The 17,248-nt window shown below is 66.2% G+C and carries 18 protein-coding genes; 5 read left to right on the top strand and 13 right to left on the bottom strand.

Going from position 1 to position 17,248, the window contains the following annotated elements; genetic code table 11:
• Position 1: 1 nt before the first annotated feature.
• The 7 genes from J7J08_RS02720 to grxD all read right to left on the bottom strand — a co-directional run bounded on the left by J7J08_RS02720 (position 2) and on the right by grxD (position 8,561).
• Complete coding sequence (locus J7J08_RS02720; RefSeq protein ID WP_214901257.1) at positions 2-1,147, bottom strand: PilW family protein; 1,146 nt, start codon at positions 1,145-1,147, stop codon at positions 2-4.
• Between the two features lie 11 nt (positions 1,148-1,158).
• Positions 1,159-1,635 (bottom strand): type IV pilus modification protein PilV, encoded by a 477-nt coding sequence (gene pilV, locus J7J08_RS02715; protein WP_343237689.1) that lies wholly within the window; start codon positions 1,633-1,635, stop codon positions 1,159-1,161.
• Positions 1,632-2,144, bottom strand: coding sequence for a GspH/FimT family pseudopilin (locus J7J08_RS02710; RefSeq protein WP_214901252.1), 513 nt, complete (start codon positions 2,142-2,144; stop codon positions 1,632-1,634). The genes pilV and J7J08_RS02710 overlap by 4 nt, the downstream gene beginning before the upstream one ends.
• Positions 2,145-2,306: 162 nt before the next feature.
• A complete protein-coding gene (gene ppnN, locus J7J08_RS02705; protein WP_214901608.1) occupies positions 2,307-3,695 on the bottom strand; it encodes a nucleotide 5'-monophosphate nucleosidase PpnN in 1,389 nt (462 codons plus the stop codon).
• A gap of 268 nt (positions 3,696-3,963) precedes the next feature.
• The gene (locus J7J08_RS02700; protein ID WP_214901250.1) at positions 3,964-7,152 is read right to left on the bottom strand and encodes a carboxypeptidase regulatory-like domain-containing protein; all 3,189 of its coding nucleotides are present in this window, start codon (positions 7,150-7,152) and stop codon (positions 3,964-3,966) included.
• Between the two features lie 348 nt (positions 7,153-7,500).
• Positions 7,501-8,244 (bottom strand): SDR family NAD(P)-dependent oxidoreductase, encoded by a 744-nt coding sequence (locus J7J08_RS02695; RefSeq protein WP_214901249.1) that lies wholly within the window; start codon positions 8,242-8,244, stop codon positions 7,501-7,503.
• Positions 8,241-8,561 carry a Grx4 family monothiol glutaredoxin gene (grxD, locus tag J7J08_RS02690; RefSeq protein ID WP_214901246.1) on the bottom strand — a complete coding sequence of 107 codons (321 nt, stop codon included), beginning with the start codon at positions 8,559-8,561 and terminating at the stop codon, positions 8,241-8,243. Before grxD ends, J7J08_RS02695 begins: the two co-directional genes overlap by 4 nt.
• A gap of 118 nt (positions 8,562-8,679) precedes the next feature.
• On the opposite strand from grxD, the gene J7J08_RS02685 reads away from it, so the two are divergent.
• On the top strand, positions 8,680-9,261 hold the full coding sequence (locus J7J08_RS02685; RefSeq protein ID WP_214901244.1) for a Fe-Mn family superoxide dismutase: 582 nt from the start codon (positions 8,680-8,682) through the stop codon (positions 9,259-9,261).
• 95 nt (positions 9,262-9,356) lie between these two features.
• On the opposite strand, the gene J7J08_RS02680 is transcribed toward J7J08_RS02685, so the two are convergent.
• Positions 9,357-10,505, bottom strand: a complete 1,149-nt coding sequence (locus J7J08_RS02680; RefSeq protein ID WP_214901243.1) for a 5-(carboxyamino)imidazole ribonucleotide synthase — start codon at positions 10,503-10,505, stop codon at positions 9,357-9,359.
• On the bottom strand, positions 10,502-11,005 hold the full coding sequence (gene purE, locus J7J08_RS02675; RefSeq protein ID WP_093534030.1) for a 5-(carboxyamino)imidazole ribonucleotide mutase: 504 nt from the start codon (positions 11,003-11,005) through the stop codon (positions 10,502-10,504). The genes J7J08_RS02680 and purE overlap by 4 nt, the downstream gene beginning before the upstream one ends.
• Positions 11,006-11,064: 59 nt before the next feature.
• On the opposite strand from purE, the gene J7J08_RS02670 reads away from it, so the two are divergent.
• From J7J08_RS02670 to J7J08_RS02655, 4 genes are all read left to right on the top strand, one after another.
• Positions 11,065-11,334, top strand: coding sequence for a Trm112 family protein (locus J7J08_RS02670; protein ID WP_214901242.1), 270 nt, complete (start codon positions 11,065-11,067; stop codon positions 11,332-11,334).
• Positions 11,331-12,191 carry a carboxylating nicotinate-nucleotide diphosphorylase gene (gene nadC, locus J7J08_RS02665; protein ID WP_214901241.1) on the top strand — a complete coding sequence of 287 codons (861 nt, stop codon included), beginning with the start codon at positions 11,331-11,333 and terminating at the stop codon, positions 12,189-12,191. The genes J7J08_RS02670 and nadC overlap by 4 nt, the downstream gene beginning before the upstream one ends.
• 131 nt (positions 12,192-12,322) lie before the next feature.
• Entirely contained in the window at positions 12,323-13,411 is a 1,089-nt protein-coding gene (locus J7J08_RS02660) for a DUF2272 domain-containing protein (protein WP_214901240.1), read from the top strand.
• Positions 13,412-13,485: 74 nt separating this feature from the next.
• On the top strand, positions 13,486-13,842 hold the full coding sequence (locus tag J7J08_RS02655) for a DUF3301 domain-containing protein (protein WP_214901239.1): 357 nt from the start codon (positions 13,486-13,488) through the stop codon (positions 13,840-13,842).
• A gap of 69 nt (positions 13,843-13,911) precedes the next feature.
• Here the strand turns inward: J7J08_RS02655 and J7J08_RS02650 are convergent, their stop codons facing one another.
• The 4 genes from J7J08_RS02650 to J7J08_RS02635 all read right to left on the bottom strand — a co-directional run bounded on the left by J7J08_RS02650 (position 13,912) and on the right by J7J08_RS02635 (position 17,247).
• A complete protein-coding gene (locus J7J08_RS02650) occupies positions 13,912-14,352 on the bottom strand; it encodes a ClpXP protease specificity-enhancing factor (RefSeq protein ID WP_214901237.1) in 441 nt (146 codons plus the stop codon).
• 126 nt (positions 14,353-14,478) lie between these two features.
• Positions 14,479-15,114: a glutathione S-transferase N-terminal domain-containing protein gene (locus J7J08_RS02645; RefSeq protein ID WP_068850679.1), complete on the bottom strand. Its 636-nt coding sequence runs from the start codon at positions 15,112-15,114 to the stop codon at positions 14,479-14,481.
• Positions 15,115-15,248: 134 nt separating this feature from the next.
• Positions 15,249-15,995 carry a cytochrome c1 gene (locus tag J7J08_RS02640; protein ID WP_214901235.1) on the bottom strand — a complete coding sequence of 249 codons (747 nt, stop codon included), beginning with the start codon at positions 15,993-15,995 and terminating at the stop codon, positions 15,249-15,251.
• Complete coding sequence (locus J7J08_RS02635; protein WP_214901233.1) at positions 15,988-17,247, bottom strand: cytochrome bc complex cytochrome b subunit; 1,260 nt, start codon at positions 17,245-17,247, stop codon at positions 15,988-15,990. The genes J7J08_RS02640 and J7J08_RS02635 overlap by 8 nt, the downstream gene beginning before the upstream one ends.
• Between the last annotated feature and the right edge of the window lies 1 nt (position 17,248).

Raw genomic sequence — 17,248 nt, 5'->3', positions numbered from 1 at the left:
GTCAGTTCCCGAACAGGCGATTGCGCAGGGCAACGCTCACTTCATAGGCCGCGCGGTAGCGCCCATCGGTGACGGCATCCTGGTCGTAGGTCATGCCAAGGACGCCCAGCGTGGCGGCCGCGTCGGTGGGCTTGGAACTCCCGCCGCCGCCGATCGGACTCGCGCTACGCGCCACCAGGCCGACCTGCACCAGGCCAACGCGGCGCCATTCCGCAGCACCGGTGGCATCGGCCGCAGTGGAGACACCCGAGGCGATGTCCTGCACGGTGATGTTGCCAACCGGGGGCGTCTCCGCGGTGATCGTCGCAGTGGTATCAAGACCGTAGATGAGCTGGAGGGTTTCGATCCCCTCCACCAGCTCCTCGTTGATCGAATAGGTCCCCGCCGAGTCAGCGCGCGCGCGGCGCAGGCCAGGCCCATTGGTACCGTCGCCGATGTAATAGACCATGGATTCAGCACGGTAGACCATGGTGGGGGCCGGTTGCGGCGCATAGCTGCTGAAATCGACCGTGGTACCGGTAACGGTGCCGGAGGCGGTGGTACCGGCGAAGAAGTCCGCCGTGTCGCAGTTTGAGATGCCGAACAACGTCGGGGTAGCCACGCCGCCTTCGGTCAGCCGCGCCCAACGGAGCGGATCAACCGTGAGGTCCTGGCCATTGATGGCAGTCACGGGAATGCCTTCCGGGGCGAAGAAGCGCAGGACCAGGATGTCGCTGCCCGGCACCGGCGCGGGGGACAGGCCGCTGATCGAGGCAGGCAGTCCGTCGGGAATGGTGCCCTCCCCCACCGACAAGGTATTGCCAGGGCCGGTGTTGGCCGCTTCGTAGCCCTGGATGGCCACGCTGAAGTCGAGCGGGTTGCCACTCCCCGTCGTCGCGGTGAAGTTGTTACGCAACGCCGCGGTGCCCTTGATGAAATGGGCCTGGTCGTTCACGCAACCGGTGTGACCGGCCATGCGGATGTCGCGTTCGATGAATTCCAGTGCAAAACGCCCGTTCTCCTGGGCGCGGGCAACGCCCTCGGACAGGCGCGACGCCGCGCGCGATGCGGCGAAAATCTGGGTAACGCCCAGCATCAGGATCAGGCCGATCACCAGGGAAATCATCAACTCGATCAGGGACAGACCCACCTGGCGGTTACGGAACATGAGCGGCCCTTTCATAGCTGGGTCTGGATGACAAAGGTGGTGGCAGCATCCGGCGCGGTCCGGCTCCAGCGCTCATCCGCCCAGCTGATCGAGATGTTGGCGATGCCGTTGTTGACGGTGACCACCGCCGAGGCGTTGTCACCCAGCGCCTTGACCACCTGGCACTGCCAGCGCGTGATGTTCTGCGCCAGGGTCACGGTACCGGTCTGACGAGCACATACACCGGCGGCGGTCGTGCTTCCAGACGTAAAACTGGCGTTGGCATACCACGCCGACTGGAAGCGGTTGCTGCGCATCTGTTCGGTGAGGTCGTACGCCAGGTTGGTCGCCTGGGTGCGGTAGTTCGCACTCTGCACGTAACGCACGCTCATGGTCTGCAGCAGGGCGAAGCCAAGCAGGCCAAAGCCCAGCACCACGATGGCGATCATCACTTCCAGCAGGCTGAAACCGCGCTGGCGACCGCGTGGGCGATAAGGTGTACGGATCACGGGCATGCTCCCTTGACGGTGGTGACCTGTCCGGAGGCGTTGATGGTCAACGTGCTGAGCAATGGTTGGCTGCCGCACGTGGTTGGGCGCAATGTCACCGCCTGATCGGCACCTGCGCGCCGGCGGCCGCGGGCATCGAAGGCGATGGGTGCGGCCGGCCCGGTCACGGCCATGGCGCGGTTGACGGCGGAGTAACGCAGCACGGTTTCGCCGGCAGTGAACACGCCGTCGCCGTCGGTGTCGCTGAAGGCCATCATGCCGGTACCCCACTGTCCGTCGCAGGTGGCGCCATCGCTGCTGCCGCAGACCACGCCACCCTGGTTGTTGCGGATGGCATCACTGCGCGCCAGGTTGACCATGCCGATCAACTCGTTATGGGCGGCCGCAGCCCGGTTGGAGCGAACCACCGACTGGAAGCTCGGGAAGGCGATGGCTGCCAGGATGGCGACCACCGAGATGGTGACCATCAGCTCGATCAGGGTGAAGCCTTTGGACGGACGCGAATGCATGGAACGCTCCCCAGCGTGATGACACCAACAATGGACGCCCGGCCGCTCAGCGGCAAGCGACAGCAGGACGAACGGTCGTCCGAAGGCGACGGGCGTCAAACCGTTGACACCCGTACAGCGCGACGAGGTGGCACGGGCTCCCCACCCGGCCACCCGGCCTGCTCAGGCCAACACTTTGTAGCAGGGCTGGTATTCGCCCGAGATCTTCATCCGGCGCTGCTCGACGAACGCGCGCAGGAGTTCATCCAACGCCTGCATCATGCCGGCGTCGCCGTGGATCTCGAACGGACCGAACTGCTCGATCCGGCGCATGCCGTCTTCCTTCACGTTGCCGGCGACGATGCCGGAGAACGCGCGGCGCAGGTCCGCCGCCAGTGCATGCGGCGGGCGCCCGTGGTGCAGGTCCAGCGCGGCCATGGCTTCATGGGTCGGCACGAACGGCTGCTGGTATTCCCACGGAATCTCGATGGACCAGTTGAAGAAGAACGAATCCTTCTGCACCAGGCGGTGCTCGCGCACGCGCTTGATCCCGGCGGACATCTGCCGGGCCACCGCGACCGGGTCGCCGATGATGATCTGGTAGCGCTCGGCCGCGGCATCGCCCAGGGTCAGGCGGATGAAGCGGTCGATCTGCTCGAAGTACGGCGCGGCCACGGTCGGGCCGGTCAGGATCAGCGGGAACGGCAGGTCCTTGTTTTCGTCGCGCAGCAGGATGCCAAGCAGGTACAGGATCTCTTCGGCGGTGCCGACGCCGCCAGCGAACACGATGATGCCGTGACCGATGCGCACGAACGCTTCGAGGCGCTTCTCGATGTCCGGCATGATCACCAGGTGGTTCACGATCGGGTTCGGCGACTCGGCGGCGATGATGCCCGGCTCGGTCAGGCCGATGTAGCGCGTGGTGTGCTTGCGCTGCTTGGCATGGGCGATGGTGGCGCCCTTCATCGGCCCCTTCATCGCGCCCGGGCCGCAGCCGGTGCAGATGTCCAGGCCGCGCAGGCCCAGCTCGTAACCCACCTGCTTGGTGTACAGGTACTCATCGCGGCCGATCGAATGGCCACCCCAGCACACCACCAGGTTCGGGTCGCCCGGGTTGAGGATGCGCGCATTGCGCAGCAGCCCGAACACCGCGTTGGTGATGCCCTCGGAAGATTCCAGCTCGGCCGCGTAGGCCGGGCCCATTTCGATGGCCATGTAGGCAAGGTCACGCACGACCGCGAACAACAGCTCGGCCACGCCACGGATGATCTCGCCATCCACGAACGCCATTGCCGGCGCATTGACCAGGTCGATGCGGACGCCGCGATCCTGCTGGGCGACCTGGATGTCGAAATCCGGGTACAGATCGCGCGCCGCGCGCGGATCGTCGGAGGCACTGCCACTGGTCAGCACGGCCAGCGCGCAACGGCGCAGCAGCTCATGCATGCCGCCGCCGGATGCATCGCGCAGGCGCGCCACTTCAGCGCGCGACAGCACATCCAGCCCACCGCGCGGGTAGATCCGCGCGTCCTGCACCGGCAGCGTCCGCGCCGGTTTTTCGGTGATCGTCATTTCCATTCTTTTCGCTTCCTCAAGGTTGCCGACTGTACCGCTGCCCCCTTAAAAAGCAAAACGGCCGGGAAACCCGACCGCTGGATGTGTTTCGAGCCCGGCGACGCCTCGGGAGCTGCCGTACGTGCGCGTTTTTCGCGCAACCGGTTGAGCATACGCCCTTGCGAAGGAACAGACAAGCACCCTCGCCTGCCGCCACCCTTTCGCACACAGCAGAACGGCCGGGTTTCCCCGGCCGTTCCGTTTACCTTGCCACTACCTCAGTTCATCAGAACTGGTAGCGGAAGCCCAGCTGTACCGACCACTGCGAGACACCGACGTCGAAGCCGTCTGCGTCATTGTTGGCCACCGCCGGCTCGTCCGCGCCGCGGAAGTTGTACACGTACTTGCCGTCGTGGATGCCCTGCAGGGTGGCCACGCGCGCATCGGCGAAGAAGCCGTAGTCGTAGATGTTGCCCCAGTCCTTGTTGATCATGTTGCCGATGTTCTGGACGTCCAGCCAGATCTCCGACTTGTGACCCTTCATGAAGCCCGGCAGTTCCTGGCTGATGCGCAGGTCGAAGGTGTTGATCCAGCCGGTACGGAACTGGTTGGCCGGAGCGTAGCTGCCGGCGTACTTGGCCAGCTGCGGGTTGTTGGCCAGCCACTCGTTGAACGACGCTTCCATCGCCGCATCCGGGGTAAAGGTGCTGCCCACCAGGCTGCCGAACAGCACGTCACCCGGACCCGACGGTACGTAGAACAGGTCGTTCGCGCTGCGGCTGTCGCCGTTTGCGTCGTTCACGTAGACGTAGCTGTACGGACGGCCGCTGCGACCTTCGTAGACCAGGCCGACGCGGGTTTCGTAATCACCGAAGAACTTGTGCTTCCAGTTCAGCGCACCCGACAGGCGGTCGCGGATCTGGTAGCGCGAGGTGTTCTCGATGTTGTCGTTGGCGTTGAAGGCGTACTGGTAGCCCCAGCCCGAGCTGGCGGTGGAGCTGGTCAGCGTGCCGACTTCGGTGGCATCGGTGTAGGTGTAGCCCAGGTTCCACGACCAGTCGCTGGCGGCATCCCACGGCTTGGCCAACGACACGGTGAACTGCGAAGTGCGGCCCTTGTCGGTGTTGGCGATTTCGTACACGCTGTCGTAGGCAGTGTTGCGCCCAGCGCGGGCATTGCCGGTGGCCCAGGCCGTGCCGGTGCTGCCGAGGGAGTAATACATGTCACGGCCGTCCGGACCCTGGTACTGCACCGGACCCAGGTTCAGGTTCTTGTAGTACAGGGCGTCCTTGACCTTGGTGACCAGCAGCTCAGCCGAGGCCACGATGCCGTACCACGGGGTTTCGTGATCGAAGGCCAGGTTGGCCTTGTACACCGACGGCATGTTGAAGTCACTGCCGACGAAGTTCACGTTCTGCCGGTTCGAGCCCGGAGCGGTGGGGACCGGCTGGGTGTCCTTGTTCGGGCTGAACTGCAGCGCCGGGTTGTAGGCGTTGTAGGTGTACACCGAGTTGTTGAAGCCGGTCGCCGAGTAGCTGTTGCTCAGCCACACCTGCGGGGCATCCCCCTGGAACAGGCCCACGCCGCCGCGCAGCTGGGTCTGGCGGTCGGTGTCGAAGGTGTAGTTGAAGCCAGCGCGCGGCTGGATCAGGAACTTGTTGCTCAGCACTTCGCTGTTGTCCAAGCCGAAGAACTGCGACGCCGTAGCGTTGTAGGCCGGCGCCGGCGAGGTGTCGGCACGGTCGGCACGCACGCCCAGGGTCAGGGTCAGGTTGTTGTTGACATACCAGGTGTCCTGCACGAACAGGGCCAGGTTGCTGAACTTGTAGTCAGCCGGAATCGAGCCCGGGGTGCGCTCCGGGTTGTAGTTGTAGCTGCTCCAGCGGCCGGCAGCGAAGTTGTCCAGGCCGTAGAAGGTGTAGGCGCCCCACGAGTTGGCGCCAAAGTAGTTGTAGATGTCGTTGGTGTCGTACGACGCACCGAACTTGACGTCGTGGTCACCCAGGGTCCAGGTGCCGGCGGCGTAGTAGTTCCACGCCTTGGTCTCCAGGATGTTGTTCTGCGAGTTGACTTCGGTGCCGAGGTACAACGAGTCGCCGGACGGCGAAGCCTCGGAACCGTCGAAGAAGATGCGGATGCTCGGCGCGTCGGTGGACACGTTGCGGATCGCCGAGTACTCGCGGTACGAGGCCTTCAACTCGGTCGAGAAGTTCGAGGTCCAGTCGCTGAACAGCTGGGCGACGTAGCTCTCGTTGGTCTTGTCATGCTGGTACCAGTACGAGCTCAGCGAGGCCGAGCTGGTGGTCATGCCGTTGATGCGCAGCTTGCTCTGGTCGATCTTGCTGTAACGGATGTTGGCACGGTGGTTGTCGCTGATGTTCCAGTCCAGCTTCAGCGCGTACTCTTCCATCTCGGTGTCGCCGTTGCTTTCCAGGCCGCCGGCGTTGATGCCATAGCCCTGGGCGATATCCTGCGCACGGGTCACGTCGGCCAGGGTGAACTGCGGGTTGGCCTTGCCCAGCGCGGTGCCGCTCAGGTCGGCGCCCGGCGCGGCCTGCTTGAACTTTTCGTAGTTGGCGAAGAAGAACAGCTTGTCCTTCACGATCGGGCCACCGACGGTCATGCCGTAGGTTTCTTCCTTGGTGAAGCCGTTGAACGGCTGGCCTTCCGGGTTGTCGCCGAACCAGTCGCCGTCACGGTAGGTGCCGTAGACCGAGCCGTGGAATTCGTTGGTACCGGACTTGGTCACCGCGTTGACGGTGGCACCGGCGGCGGCAGCGATGCTGACGTCGTAGTTGGACAGGTTGATGTCCAGCGCTTCGATGGCTTCCATCGCGACCGGCTGGCGGCGGGTCGGCATGTTGTTGCCTTCCAGACCGAAGGTATCGCTGGCGGAAACGCCGTCGATGCTGATCGAGTTGAAGCGCGGGTTCTGGCCACCGGCCGAGATCGAGCCCGATGCGCGGTCGATGAAGGTCACGCGCGGATCAAGGCGCATCAGGTCCTGGATGTTGCCGCCGATCGACGGGGCCATCTCGATCTGCTGCTGGCTGATGTTGGTGCCCGAGCCCATCTTGGTGGAGCTGAACACTTCCGAGCCGCCGGCCACGGCCACGACCTGCACGGCTTCCAGGTTGGTCGCCGCGACGTCGCCGGTCAGGGCGGCATTGATGGTGCCGGTCTGGTTCACGCCCAGGTACACGCCCTCTTCGGTCTTGGTGCCTTCACCGGGCTTGTTGATGGTGATGGTGTACGGACCACCCACGCGCAGGCCGCGCGCGTTGTAACGACCCGCAGCATCGGTGATGGCGCGGCTGACCGTGCCCGACTCGGTGTGCGTGATGGTGACTTCGGCGCCAGCAACGGGCTGGCCAGCGGCGGACATGACCTGGCCGCCGACACCGGCAGAGGTGCTCTGGGCGAAGGCGGGGGCGGCTGCAAGTGCGGCCACGAGACCAAGGGTGAGCTTGGACATCCGGAGACAGCGTGGGTCGATCATTGGGAGTAGCCTCGATGCGAGATTGGCGATGGCGGAAAAAAAAGCGCGTCCAAGCAGCCGTTCAGCGGCCGTCCGGACTTTTATCTGGGTTCCCTTGCCGCAGGCTGGTTTCAGCCGCAACGGTTAACACTAGATTAACACGATAAGCCCGGTATATGACCGTTTGGCGACAAAACACACGCCATCACAACGCGTTCGTGACGCCCTCTTCACATTTGGCTGAACAGGGCTCACTGCGGGGGGTTCGCAGGCGTTCAGGAGGTCGGGCGACCGTGAGGGCCAAACAGACTGCCCGCAGGGTAAGCGGCGGCGGCGGCCGGCCGGTTACGCCAAGTCCAGCACCCTGCCCCGATGGGCGATGCCCTGGGCCGAGAGCAGCTCGACGGCTGCCGCGGCGCAGGCGCCCGGCTCACGGGCACTGCCGTCCTCGTCGATCGAGTAGGCACGGGCCCGCAGCGCGGTGCGCATCGGGCCGGGCTGCAGGCCACTGACCCGGACCGGGCCGTTGGCCAGCTCGTCGTGCAGCGCGGTAATCAGGCCGCGCAGGCCATGCTGGGCAGCGCCGTAGCCGCCCCAGTAGGCCCGCCCTACCCGCGCCGGATCGTCCACGGTGAACACCAGCGCGGCATCGTCGCGCTGGCGCAGCAGCGGCAGGCAGGCCTGGGCCAGCCAGGCCGGGGCGGTCAGGTTGACGTGCACCGCCCGCGCGAACGCGGCCGGATCGGCGTGTTCGAACGGGGTCAGCCCGGCAAAGTCGGCCGCGCAATACAGCACGCCATCGAGCCGGCCCAGCTCGGACTGCAGCCGCTCGGCCAAGGTGGCGTAGTCGTCCGGGGTGGCCCCTTCCAGGTCCAGCGGGTACAGCAGCGGCTCGGGGCCGACCGCTTCGACCGCCGTGTAGACCCGGTCCAGCCGGCGCGGCTTGCGCCCCAGCAGGACCACGGTGGCGCCGGCGGCGGCGCAGGCAATGGCGGCGGCACTGCCGAAGCCACCACCGGCACCGGCAATGAGAATGACGCGGTCGGCCAGCGACCCGGTCCCGACCGCAACGGACGGGACGGCGCTCACGGCTGCGAGGCCTCTTCTACGATCCGCTTGAGTTCGCCGGATTCGAACAGCTCCAGCACGATGTCGCAGCCGCCGATCAGTTCGCCGTTGATGAACAGCTGCGGGAAGGTCGGCAGATTGGAGAAGCGCGCCAGGTTGGCCCGGACCTCGGGCAGTTCCAGCACGTTGACGGTGCGCAGCGACACGGCGCCGGCGGCCATCAGGGCCTGCACCGCGCGGCTGGAGAAGCCGCACATGGGGTACTGCGGGGTGCCCTTCATGAACAACACGAGGGGGTACTTGTCCACTTCGGCCTGGATCTCTTGCATTACCGCCACCACGACTCTCCCTGCGTCACGGGACACCCGACCTCACCGGTCGGATAGACTTCCCAGACGGTCATTGTAATCCTACTGGCCCTGCCTCCGGCGCCCCGTCTCCAGCCTGCAGCAACCCATGCCCCTCGAATTGCCCCGCCTGCCCTACGACCGCACCGCCCTGCAGCCGCATCTGTCGGCCACCACCCTGGACCTGCATCACGGCCAGCATCACCGTGGCTACGTGGACGCGGTGAACACACGCATCGAGGGCACCGAGCTGGCCGAGCTGCCGCTGGAGGAGATCGTGCGACAGAGCCAGGGCAGCTTGTTCGACGCGGCCGCCCAGGCCTGGAACCACGCCTTCTATTGGCAGTGCCTGCAGCCGCGCGGCGGTGGCGATCCGCAGGGCCGGCTGGGCGAACTGATCAGCCGGCATTTCGGCGACGCCAGGCGACTGCGCGAGGAATTCGACCGGGTCGCGCTGGGCGTGTTCGGCGCTGGCTGGGTCTGGCTGGTGCAGCACCCGAACGGCGCGCTGGCGATCCAGGCCACCCGCAACGCCGGCACCCCGCTGACCGGCCAGAGCACCCCGCTGCTGGCCTGCGATGTGTGGGAACACGCGTATTACACCGATTACCAGAACGAGCGCGACCGGTACCTGGAGGCGTTCTGGAAGCTCGTCAACTGGGAGTTCGTGGCCTCGCAATTGCGCGATTGAAGCGCGTACCGACCAACGGTATGCCCACCAGCGGCGGGCCCCCTTCGGGCCGTCGCAAGCGACGTTGGGAACGGCGATGCCGTTCCTTGCGGTACCTACCGGCGCAACGCCGCTACCGCAGGGCCCACCTGTTCGGTACGACCCAACTGCTGCCCTACCGCTTCCAATGCAGCAGCCAACGCCCCTGCCTGATCCTCGCGCAGCGTGGCATGCCCCACCTTGCGACCCTCGCGCGGCTGCTTGCCGTAGTCGTGCCAATGGCCGCCGGGCTGCGCCAGCACGGCATCCGCATCGGGCATCTCACCGAGCCAGTTGAGCATGCAGGCATGGCCCAGCATGCGGGTGTCGCCCAGCGGCAGCCCCACCACGGCGCGCAGGTGGTTCTCGAACTGCGACGTTTCGCTGCCCTCGATGGTCCAGTGGCCGGAGTTGTGCACGCGCGGCGCCATCTCGTTGGCCAGCAGCTCCTCGCCACGGCAGAACAGCTCCAGCGCGAACACCCCCACATAGTCCAGCCGCTCGGCCAGCGTCTGTGCGTAACCGATGGCGGCGTCGTGCTGCGCGGGCGTCAGCTGCGCCGGGGCCAGGCTGGCCGACAGCACGCCGTCCACATGCCAGTTGCCGGTGACCGGCCAGGCGCGGAACTCGCCATCCTGGCCCCGCACCGCGACCACGCTGACTTCGCGTTCAAAGGCGACGAAGCCTTCCAGGATCAGGCCGGTGCGTGCCACCTGGCCGCCCAGCGCGTCCCATGCCGCGTCGATGTCGGCCGCGCTGCGGAGCCGGAACTGGCCCTTGCCGTCGTAGCCGAAGCGGCGGGTCTTGAGGATGCACGGCAGGCCGAACTCGGCCACCCTGGCGGCAAGCGCACCGCGGCTGCCGATATCGGCGAACGCCGGCAACGGAATGCCGAGCTCACGGAACAGGGTCTTTTCGCTCAGGCGGTCCTGCGCCACGGCCAGGGCGTCCGGGTTGGGGTACACCGGTACCCGATCGCTCAGGAACTGCGCGCTGCGCGCCGGCACGTTCTCGAAATCAAAGGTCACCACGTCCACCCGTTCGGCGAACGCGGCCAGCGCGGCCTCGTCCTCGAACGCGGCCACCTGCAGCGGTGCCAGCTGCCCGCCGCAGGCGTCTGCGGCCGGATCGAACAGCTCGAAGCGCAGTCCCATCGGCGCACCGGCCAGGACCATCATGCGGGCCAGCTGGCCGCCGCCCAGGATGCCAACGGTCAACGTGGTCATTGACGAGGATCGTCGTGGGCCATGACGTCTTCGGTCTGGCGGGAACGGAAGCCATCCAGCGCCTGGCCGATGGCCGGCTGTTCCGGGGCCAGCATGGCGGCGGCGAACAGCGCGGCATTGGAGGCTCCGGCGTTGCCGATGGCGAAGGTGGCCACCGGGATGCCGGCCGGCATCTGCACGATCGACAACAGCGAATCCATGCCGTTCAACGCTTTGGACTGCACCGGCACGCCCAGCACCGGTACGGCGGTCTTGGCGGCGATCATGCCCGGCAGGTGCGCGGCCCCGCCGGCGCCGGCGATGATGGCGCGCAGGCCGCGCGGGCCGGCCTGTTCGGCGTAGGTAAACAGCACGTCCGGCGTACGGTGCGCCGAAACCACTTTCACTTCGTAGGGAACACCGAGCGCGTCGAGCTTCTGCGCTGCGTGCTGCATGGTCTCCCAGTCGGAACGGGAACCCATGACGATGCCGACGAGCGGCGCGGATTGGTTGGGGGTCATTGGCCGTCACCTGCCTTAAAGACGTATTCTAGCCGCCTTCCACGCAAGACGAAGAATCCATGGATCGCAAAGTCATCGACCTCCTGTGCGCACCCCGCACCGGCCAGCCCCTGTCCCTGCTGGATCCCAAGGGCCTGGACGCGCTCAACCGGGCCATTGGCGCCGGCACGGTGACCAATGTCGACGGCAGCGCGCAGACCCAGCCCCAGCGCGAGGCGCTGCTGACCCGCGACCGCAAACAGATTTTCCGCATCAACGATGGCATTCCGGTGCTGCTGCCGGAAGAAGCCATCGACACCGCCCAGATTGCCGACTTCCCGGAAAAATGAGCCGCGCCGTACTGACGCCCCCGGACGCCAGCCAGGTGCAGGCCGATGTCGCCCGCGCCCTGGCCGAAGACATCGGCCCGGGTGATGTCACCGCCGCCCTGCTGCCGGACCGCCCGGACAGCGCCTACCTGCTGTGCAAGCAGGACGCGGTGATCGCCGGCCGGCCATGGTTCGACGCCACCCACCAGGCACTGGACCCGCAGGTGCGGATCGAATGGACGGTGGCCGAAGGCGATGCCGTGAGCGCCGGCACCGTGCTGGCGATCCTGCATGGGCGCAACTGCAGCCTGGTCAGCGCCGAGCGCACCTCGCTGAATTTCCTGCAGACGCTGTCCGGCACGGCCACCACCACGGCGCGCCATGTGGCGGCGGTAGCCGGCACCGGCACGCGGATCCTGGACACCCGCAAGACCCTGCCGGGCCTGCGCGCGGCGCAGAAGTACGCCGTGCGCTGCGGCGGTGGCGACAACCACCGGCTGGGGTTGTACGACACGGTGATGCTCAAGGAAAACCATATCCGCGCCGCCGGTTCGTTGACGGCGGCGGTGCACGCCGCACGCAGACAGTGGCCGCAGCTGCCGCTGGTGGTGGAAGTTGAAGACCTGGAGCAGCTGCGCGAAGCGCTGGCGGTGGGCTGTGATCGTATCCTGATTGACGATTTCGATGCTGCCACCCGGCGCGAAGCGGTACGGATCGCCGCCGGGCGGATTCCGCTGGAGGTGTCGGGCAGCGTGGATCTGGCGGGGCTGCGCGCGATTGCCGAGGACGGCGTGGACTGCATCTCGATTGGCGGCCTGACCAAGCACGTGCAGGCGATTGACCTGTCGTTGAAGCTGGGCGACCCGCCGCTGCGGTAGCGCCGGCCGTTGGCCGGCCTTCGAGGTGACACACATTGCTGCGGGCCGGCCAACGGCCGGCGCTACCGGGTTTCACGAGAACGGCAGGCGTCTTCTGCGACGCTTCGGAAGCCCCCACCCGGAGAGCGCATATGCGCCCGCTGCTGCTCCTTGCCTGCCTGTCGCCACTCGCGCTCCTGTTCGCACCCGTCGCCGCTGCCGCTGAAGTCTGCGACATCCCGCCGCGCTACGGCCTGAGCCCGCTGGCGGCGAGCATCGTGCGCACCGCCTGCAACGAACACCGCCTCTGGTACCGCCCCTTCATCGACGGCGACGGACGCGCGGCCAACCTGGGCGTCAGCGAGGCCGAGCGTGAGTACCTGGCCGACGATGGCATGCCCGCGTGGCAACGCGTGGCCGGCTATTGGCGCGACAGCGGCACCTTGGGGCCGATGGGCAGCCAGCCTGGCGCAACCAGCTGCATGGAGCCGTTCGGTACGCGCTACACGGACAGCGACTGCCGGGCGTTCCTGATCGACAACCCGTGGTCGGCCGCTTTCATCTCCTGGGTGATGAGCCGTGCCGGGGTGCCCGGCTTCACCCGCTCGCCGCGTCACATCGACTACATCCGCGCCGCTTACCAGAACACCGGCCCATACCGGATGACCGACCCCGCGCAGGAAAAGCCCGCGCCTGGCGACCTGTTGTGCTATCTCCGCGGCCGGAGCGAATCGCTGAGTTACGCCGGCCTGGTACAACAGCTCAACAGCGGCACGGTGGCAAACTGGAAATCGCACTGCGAGGTGGTGATCGCGGCCAACATGGGCGGCGACCACACGCTGTACCTGATCGGCGGCAACGTCATGAACACCGTGGCCATGCGCAAGTTGTCGCTGGATCGCAGTGGCCGCATCCAGCTGCCTCCGGCCCCGTCCAACGATCCCTATGACATGGGCTGCACCCCCGGACGCGAAGACGAGTGCAACTTCAACCGCCAGGACTGGGCAGCCCTGCTGAAACTCGTGGCGACCGCGCCGATGGGGTCGACGTCCAGCTACGCGCCACCGCCCGCGCCGGCAAGCGGCCCGCCACCGGCGTCCGCCCAGCCTGGCGTGCCGGCCACGCCCCCCCCGCCGAAACCCACCTTCCCGCGCGTTGTCCCGCCGAGGCCGACCCAGCCGCAATCGCCTCCCCCGCAGCAACAGCCGCCCCGGAAACAGGAAGGGCCGCCGCGCAGGTGACCCACCGGCTTGATCCGCAGCCGGTTCGTCGCCATCTTGGACGTTCCTGCCTTCGTCATCGCACCGAGCCACCGATGCCCAGCCTGATTTTGTTGATGATTGCCGGCGCGTTCGCCTACGCCTTCTGGAATTCGTCGCGCGCCGCCGCCGAGCGCGCCATCGAGCTGGGCCGCAACGCCTGCCGCGCCGCCGACGTGCAATGGCTGGACCAGGCCGTGCATGCCAGTGGCATCCGGGTATGCCGCAAGGAAAATGGCTGGCTCGGCTGGGAACGCACCTACCGCTTTGAATACTCCTACGACGGCATCGACCGCCATACCGGCCGCATGGTGCTGCGTGGGGACGAGCTGGTGGCCTTCGTCGGGCCCTCGGCTGCGCGGATAAGCGAGATCCGGCGCAGCGTGGATACCAGCGGCGCCGAGGACGTCTGACGCAAATGGAGTGCCGACCAACGGTCGACACCTGCCGGAATAAACATCGCCGCCCGAGGGCGGCGATGCTTATTTCACGACCCGCAGGTGCGGGCGGCCGCTGGGCTTGGGCGGGGTATCGTCCGGCGTCGGCCTGTCGTCGGGCGGCAACGTGTCATCCGGGCTCGGCTCGTGGCCGGGAATGTCATCGGGCAACGCCATGCCCTGCCCCGTTTCGCGGGCGTACACGGCCAGCACGGCCGAGATCGGCACCTGCACCGGGTAGCTGGTTCCGGAGAAACGCGCAGAGAAACTCACGCTGTCGTTGTCGATGTGCAGCCGCACCACTGCGCGTTCGGCGATATTGAGGACGACGCGACCGTCCTTGACCGCACTCTGCGGCACCTGCACGCCGGGCAAGCCGGCGTCGACCAGGATGTGCGGGGTCAGGTCGTTGTCGTTGATCCATTCCACCAGCGCCCGCAACAGATAGGGGCGGTGGCTGGTCATGCGGAAAGTGTCTTCAGTCATTGTGGGGGGCCGCGAAAAGGTGACGGCTCTGGTTTCTGGTTGCCTGACGCAAGTGTACGCGCCCACCCGTGCAGCGGTCAGCATGCACGACCCCCGGCGTAAAGCGCCGATGCAGCGAACCGCAGATCAGACCGGCAGGTCGCGCAGCTTTTTTTCCTGGTCGGTCAGGCTGCGGATGAAGCCCGGGTGGCGGAAAATGCGGTTGCCATAATCCTCGATGGACTTGCCATCCTTGGGCAACGGCACGTCCAGCGACTGCAGGCGCCAGATGATCGGCGCCATGGCGCAATCGGCCAGGCTCATTTCGGGGTTGAGGAAGAACTTGCTGGCCTTGAACAGCGGCACGGCGCTGGTCAACAGCTCCTTCAAGCGCTTGCGCCCGGCCTCGGCCTGGGTCTTGTTGCCCAGCTGGATCGCCTGCACCTGCGGCACCCAGTCGTGTTCGATGCGCAGCATCGCCAGCCGGATGCGCGCACGCGACAGCGGGTCTACCGGCATCAACGGCGGGTGCGGGTAGCGCTCATCAAGGTATTCACTGACCACCGAGGCCGCGTACAGCACCAGCTCGCGCTCCACCAGCGTGGGCACCGAGTGGTACGGATTGAGGTCGATCAGGTCCTCGGGCGGGTTCTGCGGGTCGACGGGGACGAAGTCATAGGTAACGCCTTTGGCGGCAAGCACCAGGCGCACGCGATGGCACAGCACGTCGTCGTTCGAGGAAAACAGCGTCAGGGTGTTCCGCATGCGTACGCTCGCCGCCATCAAAGGCTCTCCAGCGATCGGTATCCGCCGGTCGCATCGGCGCCGCCGGCCCATTGCCGACAGTCGTCACAGTACCCGAGTGTGCAACTGCCCATCACAAAAGCCAATAGGTCAATCGGCGTGGGCCGTATCGATCAGTGCACGTCCTTCCAGTACTCCTTCTTCAGCAGGTAGGCCAGGAAGGTGAGCAGCGCCAGGAACAGGATCACCCACACACCCAGCTTCTGCCGCTTCAGCGCCGCCGGTTCGCCGGCATATTCCAGGAAGTTGGTGATGTCCCGCACCGCCTGGTCGTACTGCCCCGGGTCCATGCTGCCAGGCTGTGCCAGCTTGAGCCCGATCACCGGCGCATCCGCGCCCGGCGCTTCCGGCTTGCCGTGTACGGCATGCTGCAGCCCCTGCATTTCCCACAAGGGATTGGGCATGGAAGCATTGGGGAACAACGCGTTGTTCCAGCCCAGCGGGCGGCTGGTATCCAGGTAGAACGACTTCAGATAGGTGTAGACCCAGTCGCTGCCACGCACCCGCGAGATCAGGCTGAGGTCCGGCGGCATCTTGCCGAACCACTTTTCCGCCTCTGCCTTGGGCATCGTCACCGGCACCGGTTCGCCGATGGGTACGCCGGTGAAGTTGAGGTTGTTCATGACCTCTTCTTCGCTCAGCCCCAGGTCCTGCGCCATCCGCGAATAACGCAGGTACTTGAGCGCATGGCAGCCCGAGCAGTAGTTCATGTAGAGCTGGGCGCCGCGCTGCAGCGAGGCGCGGTCGCCCAGGTCGTTGCCGGCCTGCAGGGTCTTGCCGCCTTCGGCGGCTCCGGCCACGGTGCTGGCCAGCAGCAGGACGGCCGCGCAGGCCAGCCGGGCAATCCAGTGATCAGTCATGCGTGGTCACCCGGTCCGGTACCGGCAAGGTCCTGTCCAGCTTGGTCCATAGCGGCATGGTGATGAAGAAGGCGAAGTACAGGAAGGTCAGCACGCGGCCGACGTAGGTCTCATGCGCATCGGTGCCTGGCCCGGAACCGATCACGCCCAGCCAGATGAAGCACACCGCGAACACGCCCAGCAGCGCGCGCGACAGCCAGCCGCGATAGCGGTAGGACTTCACCCGCGCCTTGTCCAGCCAGGGCACCAGGAACAGGATGGCGATCGCCGAGAACATCACGATCACGCCGCCCAGCTTGTTGGGTACCACGCGCAACATGGCGTAGTACGGCGTGTAGTACCACACCGGCTTGATGTGCTCGGGCGTGACCAGGCGGTTGGCCTCGGTGAAGTTGTCGTGCTCGAGGAACAGGCCGCCGAAGCCCGGCGCGAAGAAGATGATGAACGCGGCGATGATCAGCAGGAAGCCGGCGCCCACCCCGTCCTTGAGCGTGTAGTACGGGTGGAACGGAATGCCGTCGGTGGGCGCGGTCGGCGACCAGCGGTTGCCCTTGGGCCCCTTCTTGATTTCCACGCCGTCGGGATTGTTCGAGCCCACTTCATGCAGCGCGCCCAGGTGCAGCACCACCAGCAACAGCAGCACCAGTGGCAGCGCGATCACGTGCAGGGCGAAGAACCGGTTGAGGGTGGCATCGCTGGGCAGGTAATCGCCCATGATCCACTCGGTCAGCCCGTTGCCGATCACCGGAATGGCGCCGAACAGCGAGATGATCACCTTCGCGCCCCAGAACGACATCTGGCCCCACGGCAGCACGTAGCCCATGAAGGCTTCGGCCATCAGCACCAGGTAGATCAGCATGCCCAGGATCCACACCAGCTCGCGTGGCTTCTGGTAGCTGCCGTACATCAGGCCGCGGAACATGTGCAGGTAGACCACGATGAAGAACAGCGAGGCCCCGGTGGAATGCATGTAACGGATCAGCCAGCCCCACTCCACATCACGCATGATGTATTCAACGGAGTTGAACGCTTCGAGGGCGCTGGTCTTGTAGTGCATCGTGAGGAAAATGCCCGTCACGATCTGGTTGACCAGGATCAGCAGCGCCAGCGAACCGAAGTAGTACCAGAGGTTGAAGTTCTTCGGCGCGTAGTACTCGCTGACGTGCTTGCGGTACACCGGCATCAGCCCGGGCGCGCGCGCATTGACCCAGTCGGCGACGCCAGTGGCGGTACGGGAAAGGATGTTGGCCATG

This window comes from Stenotrophomonas sp. ISL-67, assembly GCF_018612915.1.
In the GTDB taxonomy this organism is placed as follows: domain Bacteria; phylum Pseudomonadota; class Gammaproteobacteria; order Xanthomonadales; family Xanthomonadaceae; genus Stenotrophomonas.
This window is presented reverse-complemented; position numbering and strand designations above follow the sequence as displayed.

Excerpts from the sequence above, each read along its gene's own strand:
- J7J08_RS02650 (WP_214901237.1), bottom strand. The coding sequence starts at position 14,352 with ATGACTGAAGACACTTTCCGCATGACCAGCCACCGCCCCTATCTGTTG.
- J7J08_RS02670 (WP_214901242.1), top strand. The coding sequence starts at position 11,065 with ATGGATCGCAAAGTCATCGACCTCCTGTGCGCACCCCGCACCGGCCAG.
- J7J08_RS02700 (WP_214901250.1), bottom strand. The coding sequence starts at position 7,152 with ATGTCCAAGCTCACCCTTGGTCTCGTGGCCGCACTTGCAGCCGCCCCC.
- J7J08_RS02655 (WP_214901239.1), top strand. The coding sequence starts at position 13,486 with ATGCCCAGCCTGATTTTGTTGATGATTGCCGGCGCGTTCGCCTACGCC.
- J7J08_RS02635 (WP_214901233.1), bottom strand. The coding sequence starts at position 17,247 with ATGGCCAACATCCTTTCCCGTACCGCCACTGGCGTCGCCGACTGGGTC.
- purE (WP_093534030.1), bottom strand. The coding sequence starts at position 11,005 with ATGACCCCCAACCAATCCGCGCCGCTCGTCGGCATCGTCATGGGTTCC.
- J7J08_RS02685 (WP_214901244.1), top strand. The coding sequence starts at position 8,680 with ATGCCCCTCGAATTGCCCCGCCTGCCCTACGACCGCACCGCCCTGCAG.
- nadC (WP_214901241.1), top strand. The coding sequence starts at position 11,331 with ATGAGCCGCGCCGTACTGACGCCCCCGGACGCCAGCCAGGTGCAGGCC.
- J7J08_RS02645 (WP_068850679.1), bottom strand. The coding sequence starts at position 15,114 with ATGGCGGCGAGCGTACGCATGCGGAACACCCTGACGCTGTTTTCCTCG.
- J7J08_RS02710 (WP_214901252.1), bottom strand. The coding sequence starts at position 2,144 with ATGCATTCGCGTCCGTCCAAAGGCTTCACCCTGATCGAGCTGATGGTC.
- J7J08_RS02640 (WP_214901235.1), bottom strand. The coding sequence starts at position 15,995 with ATGACTGATCACTGGATTGCCCGGCTGGCCTGCGCGGCCGTCCTGCTG.
- ppnN (WP_214901608.1), bottom strand. The coding sequence starts at position 3,695 with ATGACGATCACCGAAAAACCGGCGCGGACGCTGCCGGTGCAGGACGCG.
- J7J08_RS02720 (WP_214901257.1), bottom strand. The coding sequence starts at position 1,147 with ATGTTCCGTAACCGCCAGGTGGGTCTGTCCCTGATCGAGTTGATGATT.
- J7J08_RS02680 (WP_214901243.1), bottom strand. The coding sequence starts at position 10,505 with ATGACCACGTTGACCGTTGGCATCCTGGGCGGCGGCCAGCTGGCCCGC.
- J7J08_RS02660 (WP_214901240.1), top strand. The coding sequence starts at position 12,323 with ATGCGCCCGCTGCTGCTCCTTGCCTGCCTGTCGCCACTCGCGCTCCTG.